The sequence below is a fragment of the Streptomyces sp. NPDC087906 genome, assembly GCF_055584925.1.
Genome location: NZ_JBVJLC010000006.1, coordinates 481,982 through 501,376, shown reverse-complemented (window position 1 = coordinate 501,376; position 19,395 = coordinate 481,982). Strand labels below are relative to the sequence as shown.

Sequence of the window (19,395 nt, the reverse complement as noted above, 5' to 3'; positions counted from 1 at the left end):
ACCCAGCCACTCTCAGCACAGAACACACAGCCCCAGCTCACACACCACGACCACCCCGGCCGAACCGCAAATTCCACCTCTCAGCGAACCAGCAACACCCCAGGCCAGCCAGCACCCCACACTCCAACAAACCCCCCTCCCAGCGTCAGAGCGTCGCCGCGATCAACTGCTCACAAGCTCTCGACACTTGCCGGTGGCCAGCCCTCCTCATCCACATCCATGCGGAAATGAACCTTCACGTGGTCTCCGCTGATGCTCGTCACCGCGCCATCATCTACGCTGTCGCAGCAGACCTGGAGGCCATCCCCACCAGCGCCTTTCGTTCCCGCCGCAGAATGCGAAAACCGGGCGTTCGACCGGCTCCACGGCCGCTCACTCGAACCGGCTGAGGGGCTGAAGGCCCTCCACGAATGCCCGGAAGTCGGCCGCGAGCGGCAGTTCTGCGCCGGAGTCGGTGTCGAACCAGGTCACCGACGGTTCCCCCAACGCGCTGTAGGCCCGGTAGTCGAGACCGATCCAGTAGTGACCGTCACCGGACAGCAGCACGACTGGAGACGGCAGTCCCCACTCCTCCACCAGGTACGGCGTGTCCAACAGCGACAAGCCGTGCCCACCGGTGCCGATCCCCATCAACTCGGTGAACGGGATGTGGTCCTCGCTCCACGAGGTTGGCTGATGGGTCGGAAAGGCATCCCGGTCGGGCGTGACACCGCCGCCGTTTTGCACACGCAGAAGGTCGAGCAGCGATTCGGGGAGTCGCAGCCCGAGGACGCGCTCCGCGTCGGCGACGGTCGCCTGGGTCAAGGCGGGCTGAACACCGTAGGTGTGTCCGCTCCAGAAGGACGCCTTGATTTCATCAAACTTCATCGGCTCCTCCACTCGGGCCGTCGCGGCGAACCAACTGATGAAGCTCTTCAGCGGAGTCGGCGGCGAGGCGGTAGATGCCCTGGAGGCTCACCGAGCGGATCAGCCGCCCGTCCTCGACGTACTTGAGAAGGCGCTCGCCACGACGAGATGTGAACGTCAGCCGCTCCAGAAGGTCCCCGGGGACGGCCGTGTCGAAGGTGAGCGGGGCACCTGGCGGTCCGACAAGCACTTCAGTGACACATCCAGCCTTGAGCGGGCGCCAGTCCAGCAACTTCACGTAATCATCATCGGGAAGCACCGAGCCGACGTTCTCGTAGGGAACGATGTGAGCTACCTCCAACATCCCCAGCACATGGAGGCGGGTGCGGTGCACACGCACCGGGTAGATGCGGTCGCCAGGCTGCACCCCCGCGCGCTGGAAGCTCGGCAGCGACTGGTGCGGCCCGCCGAACAGCATCGTCAGTCGCTGACCGGCATAGCCAGACCGCTCAAGCTCTCGGCACAAGTCGTTGGTCCACAACGTCGTATATGAGTTCGACACGCCAGCACGGTAGCCGTGCCCTCTGACAGGCACCGTGCCGGGAGCCGATGTCAGTACGTGGTGGCATGCTCGCGGCCATGAACAAGGAGCATTTCTGGATGTTGATCGAGAAAGCCCGTGAACACGTACCTGACACCAGGGACGGTTCCAATATCGCCGACTGTGCCTCCGCTTTGCTTGCTCGCTGCTCAGTCCAAGAGATCACCGCGGCACAGCAGACCCTGTGGGATCTCATGGCCGACTCCTACCAGAACCGGCTGTGGGCTGCCGCCTATGTCGTCAACGGCGGCTGCTCGGACGACGGCTTCGAGTACTTCCGGGGCTGGCTGATCGCACAAGGACGTACGACATTCGAGCGCGTCCTTGCAGCCCCCGACACACTTGCCGAACTCTCCCACGTCCGCACTGCCGCGGCTGAGGGCACCGACCTCGACTGCGAAGACATGCTGAGCATCGTCTGGAACGCACACCAGAAGGCCACCGGCCAGGAACTCCCCGCCGATGCCTTCACCATCCGGTACCCGGACCTGGACCCTGCCTGGGACTTCAATTTTGACGATCGTGAAGAGATGGCTCGTAGGCTTCCCGCCTTGACCGCGCTGTATTCGTACTGACAGGAGTCGGCAACATCCCGTGATGCCGATAGAGCCCAGCCTGAACTGCCCCACCGCAACTGCTACTCGAGTCTTATCCGGAAGGCCATCATGAGCTGGGACGTGATCCTCCTTCGCCTGCCCGACGACGTCACCTCGGTGCAGGAGATTCCCGCCAACTACACCCCGGACCCGCTGGGCCGGCGACACGACGTACTCGCGGCTGTCACCCAGGCCGTTCCCGATGTTGATCTCTCGGACCCCGCGTGGGGCGAGCTTTCCGGCCCCACGTGGTCCATCGAGCTCAACATCGGCTCAGAAGACCCGGTGGAATCCGTCATGCTCCACATCCGGGGCTCCGGCGACGACGTGCTGACGCCCGTCCTCCGTCTCGCCGAGGCTCTGCGGTGCAAGGCGCTCGACTGCGCCGAAGGGGACCTGATCGCTCCAGGGCAGACGTCGGGCCGGCACGCTTTCCAGCAGTTCCGCGATCGAGTGGTGGGACCCTCCCAGTGATACTTCCTGGTCACAGCGCCAGCATCCGCCCCATGCACCGTGAAACCCGATTGGGCCTTGAAAGCATGCTTCCGCCCGGTCGGATGCTCACGTCCGATGAGGGCGACGGAGATGTACAACCCCTCTGGCTCAGTGACGGGCCGGCCACGGCCGATCTGTGGACGCGGATGCGCGCCGAACACCTGCGCTCCGGACTGTGGCCGCTGCTGCTCGACTCGTTGGATCCGAGCGACAGCGAATTCCGCCCATGGGGATCCGGGGAGGTCTTCCCCGAGCAGATGTCCTCCCCGGCAAGCCACGACCCTGCCGACCTCCTCGCCCAGTGGTGGACGACCTACACAGCCGTCGATGAAGACGACGACATGCTCGACGCCGACAGACGCCTCGCCGTCACTGCCCCCTTCGGGCAGACCTGGCCCGGTCTCACGTCCAGTCGGGAGACGACAACGAACCCCGATCAACTGGCCGCCGAGTTCGCGCAGGCGTTCCTCGCTGACCGCCCCCAGACGCGCCTGGGGGCTTGTCGCCGCGGCATCCGGTGCCGAGGCGCTGACGGCCGCGGGCTGGGCCGGCCCCTGCAACTACGACAATGACACCGCGAAGTTCTCAGCGGTCGTCCGAGATTGGGAGCACCGGCTCGGTGCTCGTGTCGTAGCGGTCGGCTTCTCCACGCTGCACCTCAGCGTCGCCTCGCCTCCCGTGGACGAGCACGAAGCTCTCCTGGTCGCGGCCGAGCACTTCGCCTTCTGCCCGGACAACATCTGGCAGAGCAGTAGGCCGTACACACTGGCCGCATACGCCGAGCGGATCACCGGTGCCCACCACTGGGACTTCTGGTGGGACTGATCCGCTACTTGGAAGACGTTCGACTGGGAAGTGGCCTCCAGAGCGCGGTGCTGGGTTGTCAGGCGACGGACAGTCTGTGCCACCAGTGACTGCAGCCGCCGGAGCAGAAGCGCTCGCGGCGCCGTCCGTCGGCGATCGCGAGTACCGCGATCAGCAGCCGGAACGCCTTGCGGCGTTCATCGAGAGGCGCGAGACCGGCGATCTTTCCTAATTGCTCGTCCATCCGGCCTCGTGAGATCAGCACTGCGGTATATGCGTCGGGCGCAGCCCGGCACGGCGGACGCTCTCTGGTGCGTCCTCGGTGACTGCGCGCGCCTGGACGCAGTGATGGCGCAGGAACAGCAGCACCTCGGACTGCTCTTTCTGGCCGAGGCCGTCGAACCATTCGATGCCCTCTGACATCGGGCGTAGCCCCTGCGCGAGCTTGTTGAGCAGGACATCGCGTCCTTTCACGACTGCCTCCCGTGGGATAGACGCCGCTCCGCAGCAGTGATCAGGATTCCGAGCAGCACCGCCAGATCGGCCGCGCCTTCTGCGTCGTCGGCCCTCGGTGTCCGTGTCTACTTCATCCATGTCCGCGGCCTGCCACCCGCCACCACCGCCAGCAAGCTGGCAACGCCACCCGCTTCACCCTCACCCGAAACGACCCCACCAACCCTGACAACCACCTGACCCGCCCCACCAAGGAGCAGCGCACTGGAATTCCGGGCCGCGCGCCAAGCCATCTACCCTCGCCCGCCCACGAGCCGCCGTCCCCTTCGCCATGCCTCGACGTTCACGTAATTCCTCAGCGACAGGGTCAACTTCCCCGTTCAAATATGCGAGGCCGATGGCCCCGTGGTGGCCCTGCCAGTCCCTCGTGCAAGCATGCCGTCGTGACAACAGCATCACCTGATGAGTCTCCTGCCACAGATATCCTGGGATTCTTGCGCTCTGCATTTGACAGGCGGCCGACGTCGGCACGGTGACCGGGAGGTGCCGGCTCCGATCGGTGGACGAAGGCCAGGGTGTGGGTCAAGCTCTACCGCCTGGTCCTCGACGAGCTCTGTGCCCGCGGTGAGTTGGGCTGGTCCCGTTGTGCGATCGACTCTAAGGTCCATGTCCGATGAAGCGGGCTGAGACCTGTTTCCTGTTCCCGGATCGGATTGGCAACGTTCCCCACCGTTTCGATGTCGCATGAGACATCGGTAGGGGTCCCCGTAGTACTCGCCGAAAAACGGGCGGATATGCCTGACCTGCAGTGATGTGGCACTATCCGCGGTGTCGTGGACTAACCCTGCAGGCGACAGTCGACTCAGCGGACTGTCGTAGCTGGCGGTGTGACCGCCTCGCGCAGCTCGGCGGCGGCCTGGGCCATGAGCTGAGCGAGGGTCTTGTCCGGCTCGGCCAGCCAGCGGGGTATGGCACGCCGGTGGATCGCCAGCACCACGTCGATGATGAAGCGTGCTTTGCCGGGCTCGACGCCGCGGCGCTCGAGCGCCGGTGCCAGCGCGTCGGCGATGTCGGCGAGCTTGATCAGATCGCGCTCGGCCAGTGCCGGGTTGGCGCCGATCACTCTTCCCCGGCGCAGTACGAACTCGCGTGGGCCGAGGATCTCCTCGGCGGTTCCCACCGCGGTCAGCAGCGCCTCGATCGGGGTGAGGCCCGCGTCGGCGGCCTCGACCCGGGCGACGAGGTGGGCCTCGAGTTCGTTGCCGGCGAAGAGGACTTCCCGCTTGTCGGGGAAGTACCGATAGAAGGAGCGCTCCTTCAGACCGGCGGCGCCTGCGATCTGAGCGACCGAGGTGCCCTCGAACCCCTGCGTCTCGAACAGCTCGAGCGCGGCGCGTTCGAGCCGGCCCTGTGCGTCGGATTCCCATCGCGGCATAGCCACCACTGTACGACAACAGGAGCTGTTATCGGCTGGTACGGTCGATGACAACAGATGCTGTTATCAGTCAGGAGATCGTCATGAAGGCTCTGCAATTCGACCGGTTCGGTTCCCCGGACGTGATCGTGCTCCGCGAAGTCCCACAGCCGGAGCCGGGACCCGGCCAGATACGGATCGCCGTGCGGGCGTGCGGCCTGACACCGGCCGACTGGCACGTCGTCGACGGTCTCCTCGCCGACCGTCTGCCGCCGCTGCCGCGCGGGCTCGGCCTCGAGGTCGCGGGCACCGTCGACGCGCTCGGCGAGGGCGTCACCGGCGTCCAGATCGGCGACCACGTGTTCGGCCCGGCCACCTTCGACGGCCCCACGGCCGGCGCCGCCGAGTACGCGCTGATGCCGGCCTGGGCACACATTCCCGAGGGCGTAACCGCCGAGCAGGCCGCCGCGCTGCCGATGGCGGCCGAGACGGCGTGGCGCGCGCTCGACGACCTCGGCGTCCAACCGGGTGAGCTGCTGCTCGTTCACGGCGCGGGCACCACCGTGGGTGAGGCGGCGGTGCGCTTCGCGCTGCACCGGGGTATTCGGGTGATCGCCACAGCCGGGCCGACTCGGGCCGCCACCCTGGAAGAGATCGGCGCCCAGGTGACCACCTACGGCGAGGGCATGACCGAACGCGTCAGCGCACTGACCCCAGGCCCCGTGGACCGCGCCCTGGATACCGCGCCGACCGGGGGCCGGATCGACCGCGCCGACCAGCCCAGCCCGGCCGGGGGCTCGCTACCGACCTTGATCGAGCTGACCGGGGATCCCGACCGTGTCCTCACCGTCTCGGACTTCGCCGCCGCAGCCGAACTGGGCGTCCGGATCACCACCGAGATCCGCTACGACCAGATGAATGAGTTCGCCAGGCTCGCCGGCGAAGGCATCCTGGTCGTACCGGTCGCCCGCACTTACACCCTCGCCCAGATCCAGGAAGCGGCCAAACTCAGCCAATCCCGCCGCCCCGGCGGCAAACTCATGCTCGCCCTGTGATCGCCCTGCCAGCCTGACAAAACAAGACCACCTCGACGAAGAACAGGGCCAGGCCTGGGAACACGACGGTCCCTGCCCGCACCGCCATCTGTCGCATCGGTTCGGCTCTCACCTGCCCTGCTGGGCAGTGCCCTTCCTCGGCGCGCATCCGGGTCGAGCATGGCATTGCCCACCTGAAGCACCGGCGGGCAGTACCCGCCACCTCGGCCGCCGCGAGCACATGGACGTCACCGTCCAACCCATCGCCGGCCTGCTGTCCCAGCAACAGACCGCAGACCGGATCCTTGCTCGTTAGACGTGAGCACCGAGCACCGCGCACCTTCGACAGCTCACCGTTAACCGCCCACGAGTTTGTTATGGGCGGAAGCCGTCGATCGCGAGGTCCAGGAGGCGGTCGGCCTGCGCGGCGCCCTCGGGGCTGTCCGGGGTACGCCACAGGCAGCTGAGCAGCATGATGACCTCGACGGGGTCGATGCCGGGGCGTACGGCACCGGCCTCGACGCAGGCGTCGAGGAGGCGTTGGACGGCGACGGTGACGGGAGGCGCTGATGACGTCTTGGGCTGCGGCGGAGTGCAGGGCCTCACCGAGGCCGTGCTTGATGCGCACGTAGCCGGTCAAGGTCGTGAACCAGCTGCGCAGCGCCTCCAGCGGAGGGTGAGCGGCGAGGACTTCGGTCACGGAGTCGGTGAGCCGGACTGACGGCTCGCCGCGCCCGCGAGGATGGTCCCTCGCCGTGCGTGCTTGGCGACTTCCCGCCGGGTCGCCGGTCAAGCCAGTAGCTGGCCCCCGCCGAATCCGACACAAGAGTCCAAGTCCGCCCAGGCGTCGGACGGGAGGTCGGTCGAGGCCCATTCGGCCGCCGACCTCGCTTCCGCCGCCGTGCGGGCGCCCGCTACGACGGAGGCGACCGCCGAGTGCCGCAGGGAGCAGTTCCTTGACGGCCAGCCGCAGCAGTCGGCCCCGGCCGTCCTTGAGGACCACCTCGCCGCCCGCCTGCGTGCCGGCGAATTGCACCACCTCGACGACCTCGCCGTCGTAAGAGAAGCGGCTCCCCACGCCTACGCGCACCGCGGTCCGGCTCACGATGCCGTCCTCAGCACGCTGCGGGCGCTCAGTGGAACGCTCAGGTCGGTCAGCCACTGCTGCTTCCAGAGCAGGCGCAGGACCCCGGCCCCCACCAGCGGAGCCGGACGACCGGGCAGGCAGTCGAACGTCTCTCCCGGCGTGTCCCCATCCACGACCCGGTCGCGTACTTCGTCGGGTATCGCCGGGTCGAACAGCCGCTCAGGCGGTGACTCCTCCTCCACCGCCTGGTCGTGTATCTCTTCGGTCAGGTCCGGCTCGAACAGCCAGTCGCGGCGGTAGCCCGTGAGGAACCGGACGTTGGCCAACTCGGCGTCCGGCGGCTCGCTCCACACCTCGTAGTGCCAGCCGCGGGACTCGACCGCTTCGCGGGTCCAGGCGAAGATGAACGCATGCTCCGGCTTGGCCGCACGGTGCCGCGGCTTGACGTCAACGACCAACGGGCGTGCAGTGGTTGCCATCAGGTAATCCGGGATGTGGCGGCGCAGCACGCCGTCCACTTCGGCCCGCAGCAAGAAGGGCTGGGCCACGATCGCTGTCACATCCCGGTCGAAGTCCGCGTAGAGCAACCGCGCGAGCTCCAGCCGCGACTCGTAGATCACGTGATCCGCCTGCGTACTCGTCCAGTACGAACCCGAGTAGTGCTTCTGCCCCATGTATCAGCGGAACGTCCGTCATGGCTCGGCCACGTAGAGTATCTCCAGCAGAACCGACTCCCAGGAGAGGCCCTCGGACACCTCATCCTCGGCAAGCCGAACACACACCTCTGCATTCACCATCCGTCCCCAGCACCTATGCAACGGACCTTGATCGCAGGACAGTTACACGGGCACTGGAGTACGAACAGCCACACCCACTTTCGATCACCCGAAAGGGTGATCACTCCTCCTTGGTCAGAGTGCGATCCAGGAGGGGGAGCAGGCGATCCCAGTGGCGCTTCAGCCCGGAGGCGTTGAAAGCGTCGGTATCGGACATGGTGAAGCCATGGATGGTGCCGGGGTAGATCTCGGAGGTGTAGCCGACACCAGCGGCATCCAGCGCCTGATTGAGCTCACCGAGTGCCTCAAGTGTCATGTCGCCTTCGGCGTGGCCGAGGTGGACGCGGGCGGTGAGCCTGGAGAAGAGGTCGGGCCCGTCGACGCCCACGGGGCCGTGGAATGCGGCGACGGCGGCCACCTGGTTGGGGTGGGCCGCGGCGGTGCGCATCGCGTAGAGACCGCCTATGCAGTAGCCGGTGACTGCAACCGGTCCGGCGCCGACCTCGGGCTGGGTGGTGAGGAACTTGATGTAGGCGTCGGCGTCGCTCAGGACGCGTTCGGCGGTGTGCGCCTCGAGCAAGGGCATCAGTTGGGCGAAGACCGCAGGCCGGACCTCTTCCCCGATGTGCTCGGGAAGCTCGACCACCGGTGCCGGGCCATGGCGGTAGAAGAGATGGGGGACGAGCACGTAGTACCCGTGCCTGGCCAGTTCGTGCGCCATCTCCCGAAGCACGGGCCGGATGCCGAAGCCGTCCGCATACATCAGCACCCCTGGGTGCCGCTCGCCGTGGTCAGGGAAGGCGGCGAATGCGTCGGCCTGACCGTCCGCGGTGGGAATCTGCAGAGACTTAATGGGCATGAATCCTCCTATCGTGGTTGATGTGTCGAAATCTGCGATCAACACGACAGAGGCGGAGCTCGCGCAGCAGCGCCAAGTCCTCGCTCGAACAGCGGGCCTGCACCGGCCCGTACGGCGCTCAGAAGAGCACCGGGTCACCGATCCGTGTGTGGCGCAAGGCCGTCCCGGTAATCATGGTCGCGCAGCGTAGTCCACCGGACCAAGCCGACGCCAGCACGCAAGTCACGCGCGGTTGGCGAGGATGATCGCGGCCAACACCTCGCACTCTGAACCCGGTCGCAGCCCCGCCTGGGAGAGGAGTAGCGGTCTCGCGGCTGCGACGCGCCGGCGCTTCGGCAGTCGCGTCCGAAATAAGGGCGGTGGCGAGTCCGACGCTGTGCCGGAAATACTCCCGGGCGCGGGGCAAGATGTCGTCGCGGTTCACTTGGAACCCGTACGGGGTCTCCAGGACCACCGCCCCAGGTCCGGGATCCAGCGCTGCGACCAGTTCCCGGTGCAGCGTCACCATGGTGGGGCTGGTCTCCCCCGAGCCCATGCGATACCCGCCCTGACCTCGATTCTTTCGAGTCGGGACGACAGGATTTGAACCTGCGACCCCTTGACCCCCAGGAGTGAGGACCATAGGAAATACCTGCGCATATCACGCAGAACTGGGGTGCACAGCGAGCGTGCCCGCGCGTACTGTTCGAGGTCGCGAGCACCGTGTGGTCCCCAACTGGTCCCCAGTAGATGGACGCTGGCAAGGGGGCGGCCAACCTCTCCGTTCAGGTGCCCTGACTAATCGACTACACCGTGGCGAGTACGGACGAGGCCGCACCGTGCCACTACGTGACGAGAACTTCCAGGAAGCGAAGGCGTGGGTAGACGCAGCCCGCGAAGAGGCGGAGCAGGACGAGCGGCGTGAGCGCGAGAACCACGCTCGACGTGAAAGCGGGGATGGCGGCGGGGCTGGTCGGTCTCGTTCCTGCGCCCGGCGGGGACGCCCAGGGTGGCGAGATCTTCAAGGTCACGTGACGAGATGAGCATCCGCTGAGATGATCGATCACGCGCACATTGATCACCGCAGGTAAGAGTTCGCCGTGGCTGCTTGCAGAGGTCCCGCCGCCGGACATCGGCCCGCAGGACGTCCTGTTGGAGGTGGCGGCCGCCGGGCTGAACCGCGCCGATCTCCTGATGCGCCAGGGTGATTACGTACCGACCAGTGCCGACTGGAACGTGCCTCTGAACCGCGTGGGCTTCGTGATGGCCGGCCGGGTACGGGCCTTCGACCCGGAGGTGAGCCCCGAGTCGAGCGGGTTCAACGCCGGACAGTGGGTGATGGCACAGACGGGCGGCGCCTGCGCGGAGTGGGTAGCCGTCGACCACCGCTTTCTGCTGCCGGTGCCACCCGTACCGCACGTGCCTGTTCCGGCCGTGCAGCCGGACGTTGAGACCTCCTCCCTACTCGCTCGGGTCGATGGGCAGGCTGTCTGCCGATGCGTCGGTGCTCAGGGGCTCCGCCAGACGACGCCGCGCTGCTGGTACTCCATGATGGACTCGACGCTGAGGGCGATGGATGCTCCGCACTCGCGAGTGACGATCCAGAGTGCGAGATCGATTCCGCTGGTGACACCGCCCGCGGTGATCAGGTTCCCGTCGTCCACGACTCGTGCGTCGATCACTTTGCCTCCCTGGTCGGCCAGTTCGGCTTTGGCGTGGTGGTGTGTCGTACATGGACGGCCCTCGGTCAAACCTGCCGCGGACAGCACCATGACGCCTGTGCAGACACCAGCGATGACGACTCCAGCCTGGTGTGCCTGTACAAGGTTGCGATGGACATCCGGATCGTTGATCAGCTGGTCGCCGCCGCCCGGCACGATCAGAAGATCGGTGCTGGTGGGCTCCCACGCGGTCGGCACCGTGACTTCGGTGCCGAAGAAGCAGGTCACCTGGCCGGGGGCCGATGGCCGTACCAGTGTCGTTTCTATCTGGCCGCCCGCCAGCGCGGCGTGCCCGAAAACGTCACGCGGTCCGATGAAATCCTGCTCCTCGACCCCGTCGTAAAGGAGGATCTGAACACGTAGAGGCATCGACTTTGTCTCCTTGGCTTGTGGGGCGTCTGTGCAGCACCGTTCAGGTCAGTGAGCAACGCTCGGGCTGGCGGTGTCGTCCCGGGCGGCCTCGGCAGTCCGGTGGTCGGCGAGGGGCTGGGCCCCGTAGGTGATGCGGATGACGCCGTCCGAGTGCCGCTCCGCGCTCGCCCGGACGCCGAAGACGTCCCTGAGGGTCTCCGGAGTCAGCACCTCCAGAACCGGCCCCGCTGCCACCGCCGCCCCCTCGTGGAGGACGACCAGGTGGTCGCAGAGGCGGGCGGCCAGATCAAGGTCGTGCAGGACGGCCAGCGTGGTGATCCTCGTGGCACGGATTAGGTCCAGGAGTTCGAAGCGGGCCCGGATGTCGAGATGGTTTGTCAGCTCGTCGAGCACGAGAAGCCGCGGGCTCTGGGCCAATGCCCGCGCCAGCAAGACGCGTTGACGTTCACCGCCGGACAGGGAAGCGTAGTCACGGTCAGCGAAGGGCCGTACGCCACAGCGGTCGACGGCTTCCTCGACGGCACGGTGGTCCTCGGCGCCGTCGCGCCCCAGCAGTCCGTGATGCGGTGTGCGGCCGAGGGCGACGATCTCGGTGACAGTCAGGCCGGTGGTGTTGCCGGTGACGTCCTGGAGGACGGCGGCAGTTCGGCGGGCCGCGGTACGGGCGGACAGAGCCCATACGTCGTCGTCTCCGACCCTGACGACACCGTCCGCCGGGCGCAGGGAACGGTAGACGGCGCGCAGCAGCGTCGACTTGCCGCTGCCGTTGGGGCCGACGAGGCCGACGATGTCGCCCTCGCGGGCCTCCAGGTTGACGTCGTGCAGGATCGGGGTGCGGTCCAGGGTGACGTGGAGCTGGTCGACGGTGAGTTTCATGCTGTCAGTCCAGACCCTTGTTGTGGCGCAGGAGCCACAGGAAGAAGGGGGCGCCCAGGAGGGCGGTGAGGATGCCCAACGGCAGTTCGTTGGGGCGGTCGAGTGTGCGGGAGAGCAGATCGACGAGGACCAGGTAGAGGGCTCCCAGCAGGGCTGTCAGGGGCAGCAGTCTGCGGTGGTCCGCGCCGATCGTCAGCCGCACCAGGTGCGGGATCATCAAACCGACGAAGCCGATGCCGACGGCGACGGCGACGACCGTGCCGGTCAGCAGCGCGCTGAGGACCAGCAGGACGGCACGCAGCCGGTTGACGTCCACACCGAGCGCGGTGGCTGACTCGTCGCCGGCCAGCAGGACGTTGAGACGCCGGCCGAAGAGAGCCAGGAGCACGGTGGTGAGCAGTACCACCACGCTCACCGTGGGAATCTGGTCCCACTGCGCTCCCGCGACGCTGCCCAGCATCCAGAACATGACCGTCCGCAGCTCGGTCGGCGTCGCCTGGAGTTGCACGTAGCTGGTCGCCGAGAGGAAGACGTAGCCGACCGCGACCCCCGCCAGCACCAGCCGGGTAGGCGCCAGTCGGCCCCGCCGCTGCCCGAGGGTGAAGACCAGCGCGCCGGCCGCCAAGGCGCCGACGAAGGCTGCTCCCGACACCCCGAGCCCGGCCAGCGCCGCGCCGCCGCCCAGAGTGATGACCAGTACCGCGCCGAGCGTGGCGCCGTAGGAGAACCCCAGCACGGTGGGGTCGGCCAGCGGATTGGAGACCACGCTCTGGAGCACCGCGCCGGACACGGCAAGGGCGGCGCCCACGAGGGCGGCCAGGACGACCCGCGGAGTGCGGAAGTTCCAGACGATCTGGTCGAGCGCGGGGTCGGACGGCGCCGTCCCCGCTCCGGTGACGTGGTGGAGGACGATCCCCCACACGTCACCCAACGGGACGGTGACGGCGCCGATACTGACCGCCACAATCATGGCGGCGAGCAGCGCGGCCGGCAGGAGCGTGAAGGCCAGCGGGACCGTGAGACGGCTCAGAAGGCCTCCGGGTGCAGGGTCTTGGCGATCTTCTCCACGGCGAGGTCGTTGCTGGGGCCGAGGTACATCGAGTCGGACAACGTCACGTACGTGTTGTTCTTGGCGGCCGGCCACTGGGGGAACTCCTTGAGCAGTTTCTTGGCGTAGGCCGCCGGGTTCGGGTCGTTGTAGGCGATGACGACGACCGCGTCGACGTCGGTGGCGGCCACCTTCTCCTTGCTCAGGTCGGCGAAGGTAGTGTCCGCCGTGCTTTCGAAGGCGTTGGCGGCGCCGGCTTTGCCGAGGATGTCGTTGATGATGCCCTGGGCGACGACCGAGCTGAAGTCGTTGCTGCCCATCGACATGTTGGAGAAGAGCACCATGACCTTCGGGCTCTTCTTCCCCTTCACCTTTTCGGAGACCGCCGAGATGTTCTTCTCGGACGCGGCGATCAGCTTCTCGGCCTTGTCACTGACGTTGAAGATCTTTCCCATGTCACGCAGCAGTTGGTAGCTGTCGGCGACCGTCATCTTCGAGGGATCGTCGTCGCAGCCCTGCGGGGAGACGTAGCTGTTGACTCCGACCTGCTTCAGTTGCTCACGGGTGGCGAAGCCGTTCTTCTGGTCGAAGCCGTACGTGGTAACGGACAGGACGAGGTCGGGGCGGAGCCCGAGCATGGCCTCACGCGGGATGTCGTAAGCCTCGTTGAGCTTGATGTCACCGGTAGGCAGCTTCTTGACGGCCTCGGCGCGGCCCGGCACCTCGGACATGCCGTAACTCTGCTCGTTGGCGACGATCTTGTCCTGCACGCCGAGGGAGAGAAGGGTGGAAACCTCGGCGACAGAGGCTCCGTTCATCACGACGACCCGGCCGGGGGCCTTCTCGAAGGTCTCCTTCTGCCCGCAGTTGTCGAGGGTCACCGGGTAGCCGGACTTCGAGGCCGCTGCCTCCGTCGTCCCCCCGCTCGCCTTGTCGGTGTCCGAGGAGTCGCCACAGGCCGCCGTGAGCAGACAGAGCGCTATGGCCAGACCGGTGGCGACCGGCCGGTTCATCGACATGCGGGCTCCTTGCGTACGGGACGTGCTCTTGGGCTGATTGGTTCTGTCGCAGTAGTCGGGGCGAAGTGGCGGTGAGTTCCCGGCACGTCCCGGCTATTTGCCGAGTGCTGCGGGAGGCGGCTGCCGCCCGGCCGTGGCGGGCACGCACCGGCGGTGACGCAGTCGTCGAGATGGCGGAAGAAGAGGTCCCGGTCGACAGGCGGGCAGATGACGCCGCTTCCTTCCAGAGCGGTGTGAACGTTGTCGGCGCGCACCCGGCAGAGACGCAGGTCCGTCGCTGCGGCCTGTTCGGCGGAGTCGAAGAAGGCCAGCGTCGTGGCGGCGACGTCGGCCGCGCGTGGCGGTTGCTCCCGACACCGTGCCGGCGGCGGCTGCCGACCGGACGCGAATGGCGCCTTTCAAGCACCTGCTCAAGGCGCACGAACCGAGTTCGAATCACCAGCAAGCCCAACCGGTTCCGATCAGGCGGGAACTAGGCGGAAGGCGGAGCCGACTCCTGTGAGACGTCTCCCCGCCTCCACGTGACAAGGACCCTCCATGACCGAGACCACGCCGGCCCCTTCTCCCCCGTCCCAGCCTCCGCCCTCGACCAGGCGGATACGGGACGAACGGGACCCGCTCCCTCCCGGCACCGACGAGAGAGGTCAGCCGCCGAGTGCCGCCACGTGGAGCGGGCTGCGTCCCCTGCTGCTCCGGCTCCACTTCTACGCGGGGGTCCTGATCGGACCCTTTCTGCTGGTGGCCGCCGTCACCGGGCTGCTCTACACGACGACCCCGCAGATCGAGTCGCTGGTGTACGGGCATGAGCTGAAGGTCGCCGCGCAGGGCGGGAGAGAACCACTCGCCGCGCAAGTCGACGCCGCGCGCGCCGCTGTCCCCCGCGGTGAGCTGGCGTCGGTGACGGTGGGGGCGGGCGATACCGACAGCACCCGGGTGACCTTCAATGTGAAGGGGTTGCCGGAAGGCTATACGCAGACCGCCTTCGTGAATCCCCACAACGGCGAAGTCCTCGGCAGTCTGCGGACGTTCGGTGAATGGCTGCCGGTCAGGGCCTGGTTCGACAGCCTGCACCGCACGCTGCACCTCGGTGACTTCGGCCGCAACTACAGCGAACTCGCCGCGAGCTGGCTGTGGGTGGAGGTGGCCGGCGGCCTCGCGCTGTGGATCGGCGCTCCCCGTACCCGGCAGCGGCTTCGCAAGCTCTTCGTACCGCGCCGAGGTCCCAAGGGCCGGGGGCGCGCGATGTCGTGGCACGGTGCGATGGGGTTGTGGGTGGCCATTGGTTTTCTCGCCCTTTCTGCGACCGGTCTGACCTGGTCCGCGCACGCGGGCGCGAACATCGGCAAGATCCAGGACTCGTTGGGCGGCAGCTCCCCCGTTGTTTCCACCGCACTCGACCGGCCTGCGGCCGATGCCACCGACTCGGCGTCCCGTCCCGGGGGCGCCGGCGCGGACGTCGGCATCGACACCGTGACCCACAGCGCACGCGAGGCCGGGCTGCGCGGGAAGCTCGTCATCACCCCGCCCGCCGACGCCAAGAGCGCGTACGTCGTCAACGAGAACACTCGGCAGTGGCCCGAGCAGCAGGACTCGGTTGCGGTCGACCCCGCGACGGGCAAGGTCACCGCGATGCTCCGTTTCGACGACTTCCCGGTGCTCGCCAAGCTCACCCGCTGGGGCATCGACGCACATATGGGTCTGCTCTTCGGCCTCGCGAACCAGATCGTGCTGGCGCTGATCGCCGTGGCGCTGATCGGCATGGTGCTGCTGAGTTACCGGATGTGGTGGCTGCGCAGGCCGACCCGTACGGCGGGACTGCGGCCCGGTCGCGCTCCGGCACCCGGAGCCTGGCGCCGCGTGCCCGGCAGGGTCATGGCGCCGCTCGTGGTCGTGGCGGCTGTCCTGGCCTACTACCTGCCGCTGTTCGGACTGCCCCTCGTCTGCTTCCTGTTGGGGGACCTCGTGGTCGCGTCCGCGCGCCGCCGAAAGGAGATGGCCCGATGATCGCCGCCACCGGACTGCGCTGGATTCTGACCCTGCTCTTCTGCGCGCTCGCCGCTCACGGACTGTGGCGTGCGCTCGCCCCCGCCCCGCCCCACGCGCTCGCCCCCGCGCACGCGGTGCAGCCGTGGGCGGCGCGGCTCGCGCATCTGATGCACGCCGTGATGGCCGTCGCCATGGTGGCGATGGTGTGGCCGTGGGGGATGGAGCTGCTCGCCGTCCCGCAGGTGGTGTTCTTCTCTCTCGCCGCCGGGTGGTTCCTCGTGGCCGCCGTGGCCCTGCCGGGGAAGCCCGCCCGGAGCCGGGCCTTGGTGAGCGCCCTCCCGCACGCGGTCATGACCGGTGCGATGGCCTGGATGGTCGCGGCGATGACCTGGGGTACGTCCATGGGCGCTGCGGGCGGCGGAGCGGCGCACAGCATGCCGGGGATGGTCATGTCAGGACCTGGTGCGACCGGCACGATGTCGCTGAGCGGTTCAGGGGACCGGTGGAGCGCGGGCGTCCTCGCGCTCGCCCTGCTGGCGCTGGCGCTGTGGTGGCTGGCTCGGGGCTTCGACACCGGTCGGCTCGCGCCCCGCCCCGATGCGCAAGGCGGCGCGTCCGGCGCCGCGCGGGGCGCGTTGGACCTGGGCTGCCACGGGGTGATGGCGCTGGGGATGGCGGTGATGTTCGCCATCATGGTGTGAGGTGGGCGGGTGCGAGAGATTCCCGGAGCGACGCATGCGCATCAGGTGACTCAGGTCACTCTGACATCGGGGAACTCGCGCCCTCCCCGGGCCGACCTCTGGACTGTACGGCCGCGGCCTCCTCGCTCGCGGCCCCGCACCCAGCCCGGAGTCACGTCCATGGACCATCATCCCGTCACCCCTTCCACCGGGCGGCGTTCCGCCGTCTCCGTCCCCTACGCCGCGCTTGCCGGCTTCCTGCTGCTGCTCACGGGCGTCTTCGCCGTCTCGTACAGCGTGGGACAGCTTGTCGGGCCGGTCGCCCCCGGCATGCGAGGGGTCACCCACGACGACGCCCCGGGCGTCGGGGACATGGGCGGTATGGACGGTATGGGGGATGGTCACTGATGTCACCGGAGACCGCAGCACGCTCCCTGACCACGACCGATCTGATCGTAAGCGGGATGACCTGCGCCGCCTGCGTACGCCGGGTGGAGAAGAAGCTCGGGGCGCTGGAAGGCGTCACCGCGACCGTCAATCTGGCCACCGGCCGTGCCCGGGTCCAGCACCCGGCGCACCTCGGTCCCGAGCCGCTGGTCGAGGCGGTCGAGAAAGCCGGGTACACCGCGAGCCTGCCGGAACCGCCCAGCGGTCACGCGAGCGCGGACGAGAAGGAACCGGGACAGACGCTTCAGCAGCGGCTCGTCGTGACGGCGCTGCTGGCGGTCCCCGTCCTGGTGCTGTCGATGGTGCCCTCACTCCAGTTCCGCAACTGGCAGTGGCTGTGCTTCGTACTGACCGCGCCCGTCGCGTTCTGGGGCGCCTGGCCCTTCCACCGCAGGGCGCTGCGCGGACTGCGGCACGGCGCCGCCACGATGGACACCCTCGTCTCGCTCAGCGTCCTCGCGTCCTTCTCCTGGTCCGCCTACGCCCTCTTCCTCGGCGGGGCCGGCGACCCGGGCATGCGCATGCCGTTCACCCTGCTGCCCACCGCCGCCGACGGCGTCGCGCACATCTACCTGGAAGCGGCGGTCAGCGTCCCGCTCTTCGCCCTGCTCGGCCGCCACCTGGAGGCGCGTGCCCGGCACGGGACCTCGGCCGCCCTGCGCTCGCTCACCGAGCTGGGAGTCAAGGAGGTGACGGTACGTGAGAACGGCACCGAGCGCCGCATCCCGGCCGAACTGCTGCGCCCGGGGCAGGACTTCGTCGTACGCCCCGGCGAGCGTGTCGCCACGGACGGTGTGGTCGTGGAAGGGGCCTCCGCCGTGGATCTCTCCCTCGTGACCGGCGAGTCGCGGCCCGTCGAGGTCTCGAAGGGCTCGGCGGTGAGGGGCGGCGCCGTCAACGCCGGCGGCCTGCTCCTCGTACGGGCCACCGCTGTCGGCGCCGACACCCAACTCGCCCGCATCACGCACCTGGTAACCGAAGCCCAGGCGGGAAAGGCCCGCGCCCAGCGGGTCGCCGACATGGTGGCCGGGGTGTTCGTGCCCGTCGTGCTGGCCCTCGCGGCCACGGCGCTCGGCTTCTGGCTCGGCGCCGGAGCTGACACACAGCCCGCCGTCACCGCGTGTGTGGCCGTGCTCGTCGTCGCCTGCCCCTGTGCGCTCGGACTCGCCACGCCCACCGCCCTCATGGCTGCCACCGGACGCGGCGCCCAGCTCGGCGTTCTGGTCAGCGGCCCCCAAGCTCTCGAAGCCCTGCGGCAGATCGACACCGTCGTCCTCGACAAGACCGGCACCCTCACCTCGGGACACCTCGACGTGGTCCGGGTGACGGGACGGGAGGACGGCCTTCCGGCCGACGACGCCCTTCGCCTGGCCGCCGCCGTCGAGAGCGGTTCTGAACATCCCCTCGGCCGGGCCCTGGTCGCACACGCCGAGCGCGTCCTCGGCGTGGAAGCCGCGCGGTCCGGCGTCCTCACCCGTTTTGCCTCGACGCCCGGCCGCGGGGTACGAGGCCTGGTCGACGGCGTGCCCGTCGCCCTCCGGGCCCCGGAGGGCGGCCTCCCCGGCACGCTCGGCGCGGCGCTCGCCGACGCCCGGAAGGCCGCACACACCACCGTTGTGGTGCACGTCGCGGAACGACCCGAAGCTGTCGTGGCGCTGGGGGATGTGGTGCGGCCCGGCAGCTACCACGCCGTGGACCGGCTGCGCCGCCTCGGGGTACGCCCGGTGCTCGCCACAGGCGACCAGGAAGCACCGGCCCGCGCCGTCGCGTCCCTACTCGGCATCGACGAGGTGCACGCCCGGTGCACGCCCGAGCAGAAGGCCGACCTGGTCGCCGGTATGCGGGAGAATGGGCTGCGGGTCGCGGTCGTCGGAGACGGTGTCAACGACGCGGCGGCGCTCGCGGGGGCCGACCTCGGCATCGCGATGGGCACCGGCACGGACGTGGCCATCGGGGCCGCCGATGTGACGCTCGTACGCGACGACATCGAGGCCGTCGCCGACGCCGTACGGCTGGCCCGCCGCGCCCTCGCCACGATCCGCGGAAACCTGCTATGGGCCTTCGGCTACAACGTCGTCACCGTCCCGCTCGCGATGGTCGGCCTGCTCAACCCGATGCTGGCGGCTGCCGCGATGTCCCTCAGCTCCGTTCTCGTCGTCCTCAACAGCCTCCGGCTGCGCCGCTGGCAGCCCGCCCCCACGCCTACCGGGCGGCGGTCGCGCACACCTGGGGCCGCCCGCTCGCGCGCCGCCCTGTAAGCCTCGCTTCTGCCCGTCGTCAGTGCACCTCACCGTCAGGGAGA

19 protein-coding genes and 3 pseudogenes are annotated in these 19,395 nt (G+C 68.4%); 11 read left to right on the top strand and 11 right to left on the bottom strand.

The window, feature by feature from the left end:
- Positions 1 to 372 precede the first annotated feature (372 nt).
- Positions 373 to 879: an SMI1/KNR4 family protein gene (locus ACZ63I_RS21135; protein WP_469340504.1), complete on the bottom strand. Its 507-nt coding sequence runs from the start codon at positions 877 to 879 to the stop codon at positions 373 to 375.
- Positions 857 to 1,408 (bottom strand): hypothetical protein, encoded by a 552-nt coding sequence (locus tag ACZ63I_RS21130; RefSeq protein WP_469340503.1) that lies wholly within the window; start codon positions 1,406 to 1,408, stop codon positions 857 to 859. Before ACZ63I_RS21130 ends, ACZ63I_RS21135 begins: the two co-directional genes overlap by 23 nt.
- Before the next feature lie 77 nt (positions 1,409 to 1,485).
- Between ACZ63I_RS21130 and ACZ63I_RS21125 the strand changes: the two genes are divergently transcribed.
- The 4 genes from ACZ63I_RS21125 (at position 1,486) to ACZ63I_RS21110 (ending at position 3,363) form a co-directional block, all read left to right on the top strand.
- Complete coding sequence (locus ACZ63I_RS21125; RefSeq protein ID WP_469340502.1) at positions 1,486 to 2,022, top strand: DUF4240 domain-containing protein; 537 nt, start codon at positions 1,486 to 1,488, stop codon at positions 2,020 to 2,022.
- A 90-nt stretch (positions 2,023 to 2,112) separates the two neighbouring features.
- The gene (locus ACZ63I_RS21120; RefSeq protein ID WP_469340501.1) at positions 2,113 to 2,517 is read left to right on the top strand and encodes a hypothetical protein; all 405 of its coding nucleotides are present in this window, start codon (positions 2,113 to 2,115) and stop codon (positions 2,515 to 2,517) included.
- A 32-nt stretch (positions 2,518 to 2,549) separates the two neighbouring features.
- Positions 2,550 to 3,110: a hypothetical protein gene (locus ACZ63I_RS21115; RefSeq protein ID WP_469340500.1), complete on the top strand. Its 561-nt coding sequence runs from the start codon at positions 2,550 to 2,552 to the stop codon at positions 3,108 to 3,110.
- On the top strand, positions 3,010 to 3,363 hold the full coding sequence (locus tag ACZ63I_RS21110; RefSeq protein ID WP_469340532.1) for a DUF4253 domain-containing protein: 354 nt from the start codon (positions 3,010 to 3,012) through the stop codon (positions 3,361 to 3,363). Before ACZ63I_RS21115 ends, ACZ63I_RS21110 begins: the two co-directional genes overlap by 101 nt.
- Before the next feature lie 58 nt (positions 3,364 to 3,421).
- Here the strand turns inward: ACZ63I_RS21110 and ACZ63I_RS21105 are convergent.
- A pseudogene (locus tag ACZ63I_RS21105) lies at positions 3,422 to 3,765 on the bottom strand (DUF5958 family protein).
- Between the two features lie 590 nt (positions 3,766 to 4,355).
- On the opposite strand from ACZ63I_RS21105, the pseudogene ACZ63I_RS21100 reads away from it, so the two are divergent.
- Positions 4,356 to 4,454: pseudogene (locus ACZ63I_RS21100) on the top strand (IS5/IS1182 family transposase); the annotation flags it as partial.
- Positions 4,455 to 4,657: 203 nt separating this feature from the next.
- On the opposite strand, the gene ACZ63I_RS21095 reads toward ACZ63I_RS21100, so the two are convergent.
- Positions 4,658 to 5,230: a TetR/AcrR family transcriptional regulator gene (locus tag ACZ63I_RS21095; protein WP_469340499.1), complete on the bottom strand. Its 573-nt coding sequence runs from the start codon at positions 5,228 to 5,230 to the stop codon at positions 4,658 to 4,660.
- 83 nt (positions 5,231 to 5,313) lie between these two features.
- Between ACZ63I_RS21095 and ACZ63I_RS21090 the strand changes: the two genes are divergently transcribed.
- On the top strand, positions 5,314 to 6,264 hold the full coding sequence (locus ACZ63I_RS21090; protein ID WP_469340498.1) for an NADP-dependent oxidoreductase: 951 nt from the start codon (positions 5,314 to 5,316) through the stop codon (positions 6,262 to 6,264).
- A gap of 354 nt (positions 6,265 to 6,618) precedes the next feature.
- Here the strand turns inward: ACZ63I_RS21090 and ACZ63I_RS21085 are convergent, their stop codons facing one another.
- The 3 genes from ACZ63I_RS21085 to ACZ63I_RS21075 form a co-directional block, all read right to left on the bottom strand.
- The gene (locus ACZ63I_RS21085; protein ID WP_469340497.1) at positions 6,619 to 6,849 is read right to left on the bottom strand and encodes an SbtR family transcriptional regulator; all 231 of its coding nucleotides are present in this window, start codon (positions 6,847 to 6,849) and stop codon (positions 6,619 to 6,621) included.
- A 495-nt stretch (positions 6,850 to 7,344) separates the two neighbouring features.
- Complete coding sequence (locus ACZ63I_RS21080) at positions 7,345 to 8,004, bottom strand: TnsA-like heteromeric transposase endonuclease subunit (RefSeq protein WP_469340496.1); 660 nt, start codon at positions 8,002 to 8,004, stop codon at positions 7,345 to 7,347.
- Between the two features lie 223 nt (positions 8,005 to 8,227).
- Positions 8,228 to 8,965: a dienelactone hydrolase family protein gene (locus tag ACZ63I_RS21075; RefSeq protein ID WP_469340495.1), complete on the bottom strand. Its 738-nt coding sequence runs from the start codon at positions 8,963 to 8,965 to the stop codon at positions 8,228 to 8,230.
- Between the two features lie 1,053 nt (positions 8,966 to 10,018).
- Between ACZ63I_RS21075 and ACZ63I_RS21070 the strand changes: the two are divergent.
- Positions 10,019 to 10,339: pseudogene (locus tag ACZ63I_RS21070) on the top strand (alcohol dehydrogenase catalytic domain-containing protein); the annotation flags it as partial.
- 113 nt (positions 10,340 to 10,452) lie between these two features.
- Here the strand turns inward: ACZ63I_RS21070 and ACZ63I_RS21065 are convergent.
- Genes ACZ63I_RS21065 through ACZ63I_RS21050 form a run of 4 tightly spaced genes read right to left on the bottom strand, consistent with a single transcriptional unit; the run spans position 10,453 to position 13,980 of the window.
- Positions 10,453 to 11,034 carry a DJ-1/PfpI family protein gene (locus tag ACZ63I_RS21065; protein WP_469340494.1) on the bottom strand — a complete coding sequence of 194 codons (582 nt, stop codon included), beginning with the start codon at positions 11,032 to 11,034 and terminating at the stop codon, positions 10,453 to 10,455.
- 48 nt (positions 11,035 to 11,082) lie between these two features.
- Positions 11,083 to 11,913 (bottom strand): ABC transporter ATP-binding protein, encoded by an 831-nt coding sequence (locus tag ACZ63I_RS21060; RefSeq protein ID WP_469340493.1) that lies wholly within the window; start codon positions 11,911 to 11,913, stop codon positions 11,083 to 11,085.
- Between the two features lie 4 nt (positions 11,914 to 11,917).
- Positions 11,918 to 12,883, bottom strand: coding sequence for a FecCD family ABC transporter permease (locus tag ACZ63I_RS21055; RefSeq protein WP_469340492.1), 966 nt, complete (start codon positions 12,881 to 12,883; stop codon positions 11,918 to 11,920).
- Positions 12,884 to 12,939: 56 nt separating this feature from the next.
- A complete protein-coding gene (locus ACZ63I_RS21050; RefSeq protein WP_469340491.1) occupies positions 12,940 to 13,980 on the bottom strand; it encodes an ABC transporter substrate-binding protein in 1,041 nt (346 codons plus the stop codon).
- Between the two features lie 537 nt (positions 13,981 to 14,517).
- Between ACZ63I_RS21050 and ACZ63I_RS21045 the strand changes: the two genes are divergently transcribed.
- The 4 genes from ACZ63I_RS21045 (at position 14,518) to ACZ63I_RS21030 (ending at position 19,351) form a co-directional block, all read left to right on the top strand.
- Positions 14,518 to 15,984, top strand: coding sequence for a PepSY-associated TM helix domain-containing protein (locus ACZ63I_RS21045; RefSeq protein ID WP_469340490.1), 1,467 nt, complete (start codon positions 14,518 to 14,520; stop codon positions 15,982 to 15,984).
- Entirely contained in the window at positions 15,981 to 16,667 is a 687-nt protein-coding gene (locus ACZ63I_RS21040; protein WP_469340489.1) for a DUF5134 domain-containing protein, read from the top strand. The genes ACZ63I_RS21045 and ACZ63I_RS21040 overlap by 4 nt, the downstream gene beginning before the upstream one ends.
- 159 nt (positions 16,668 to 16,826) lie before the next feature.
- Positions 16,827 to 17,054: a hypothetical protein gene (locus ACZ63I_RS21035; protein WP_469340488.1), complete on the top strand. Its 228-nt coding sequence runs from the start codon at positions 16,827 to 16,829 to the stop codon at positions 17,052 to 17,054.
- Positions 17,054 to 19,351 carry a heavy metal translocating P-type ATPase gene (locus ACZ63I_RS21030; RefSeq protein ID WP_469340487.1) on the top strand — a complete coding sequence of 766 codons (2,298 nt, stop codon included), beginning with the start codon at positions 17,054 to 17,056 and terminating at the stop codon, positions 19,349 to 19,351. The genes ACZ63I_RS21035 and ACZ63I_RS21030 overlap by 1 nt, the downstream gene beginning before the upstream one ends.
- Positions 19,352 to 19,395 lie beyond the last annotated feature (44 nt).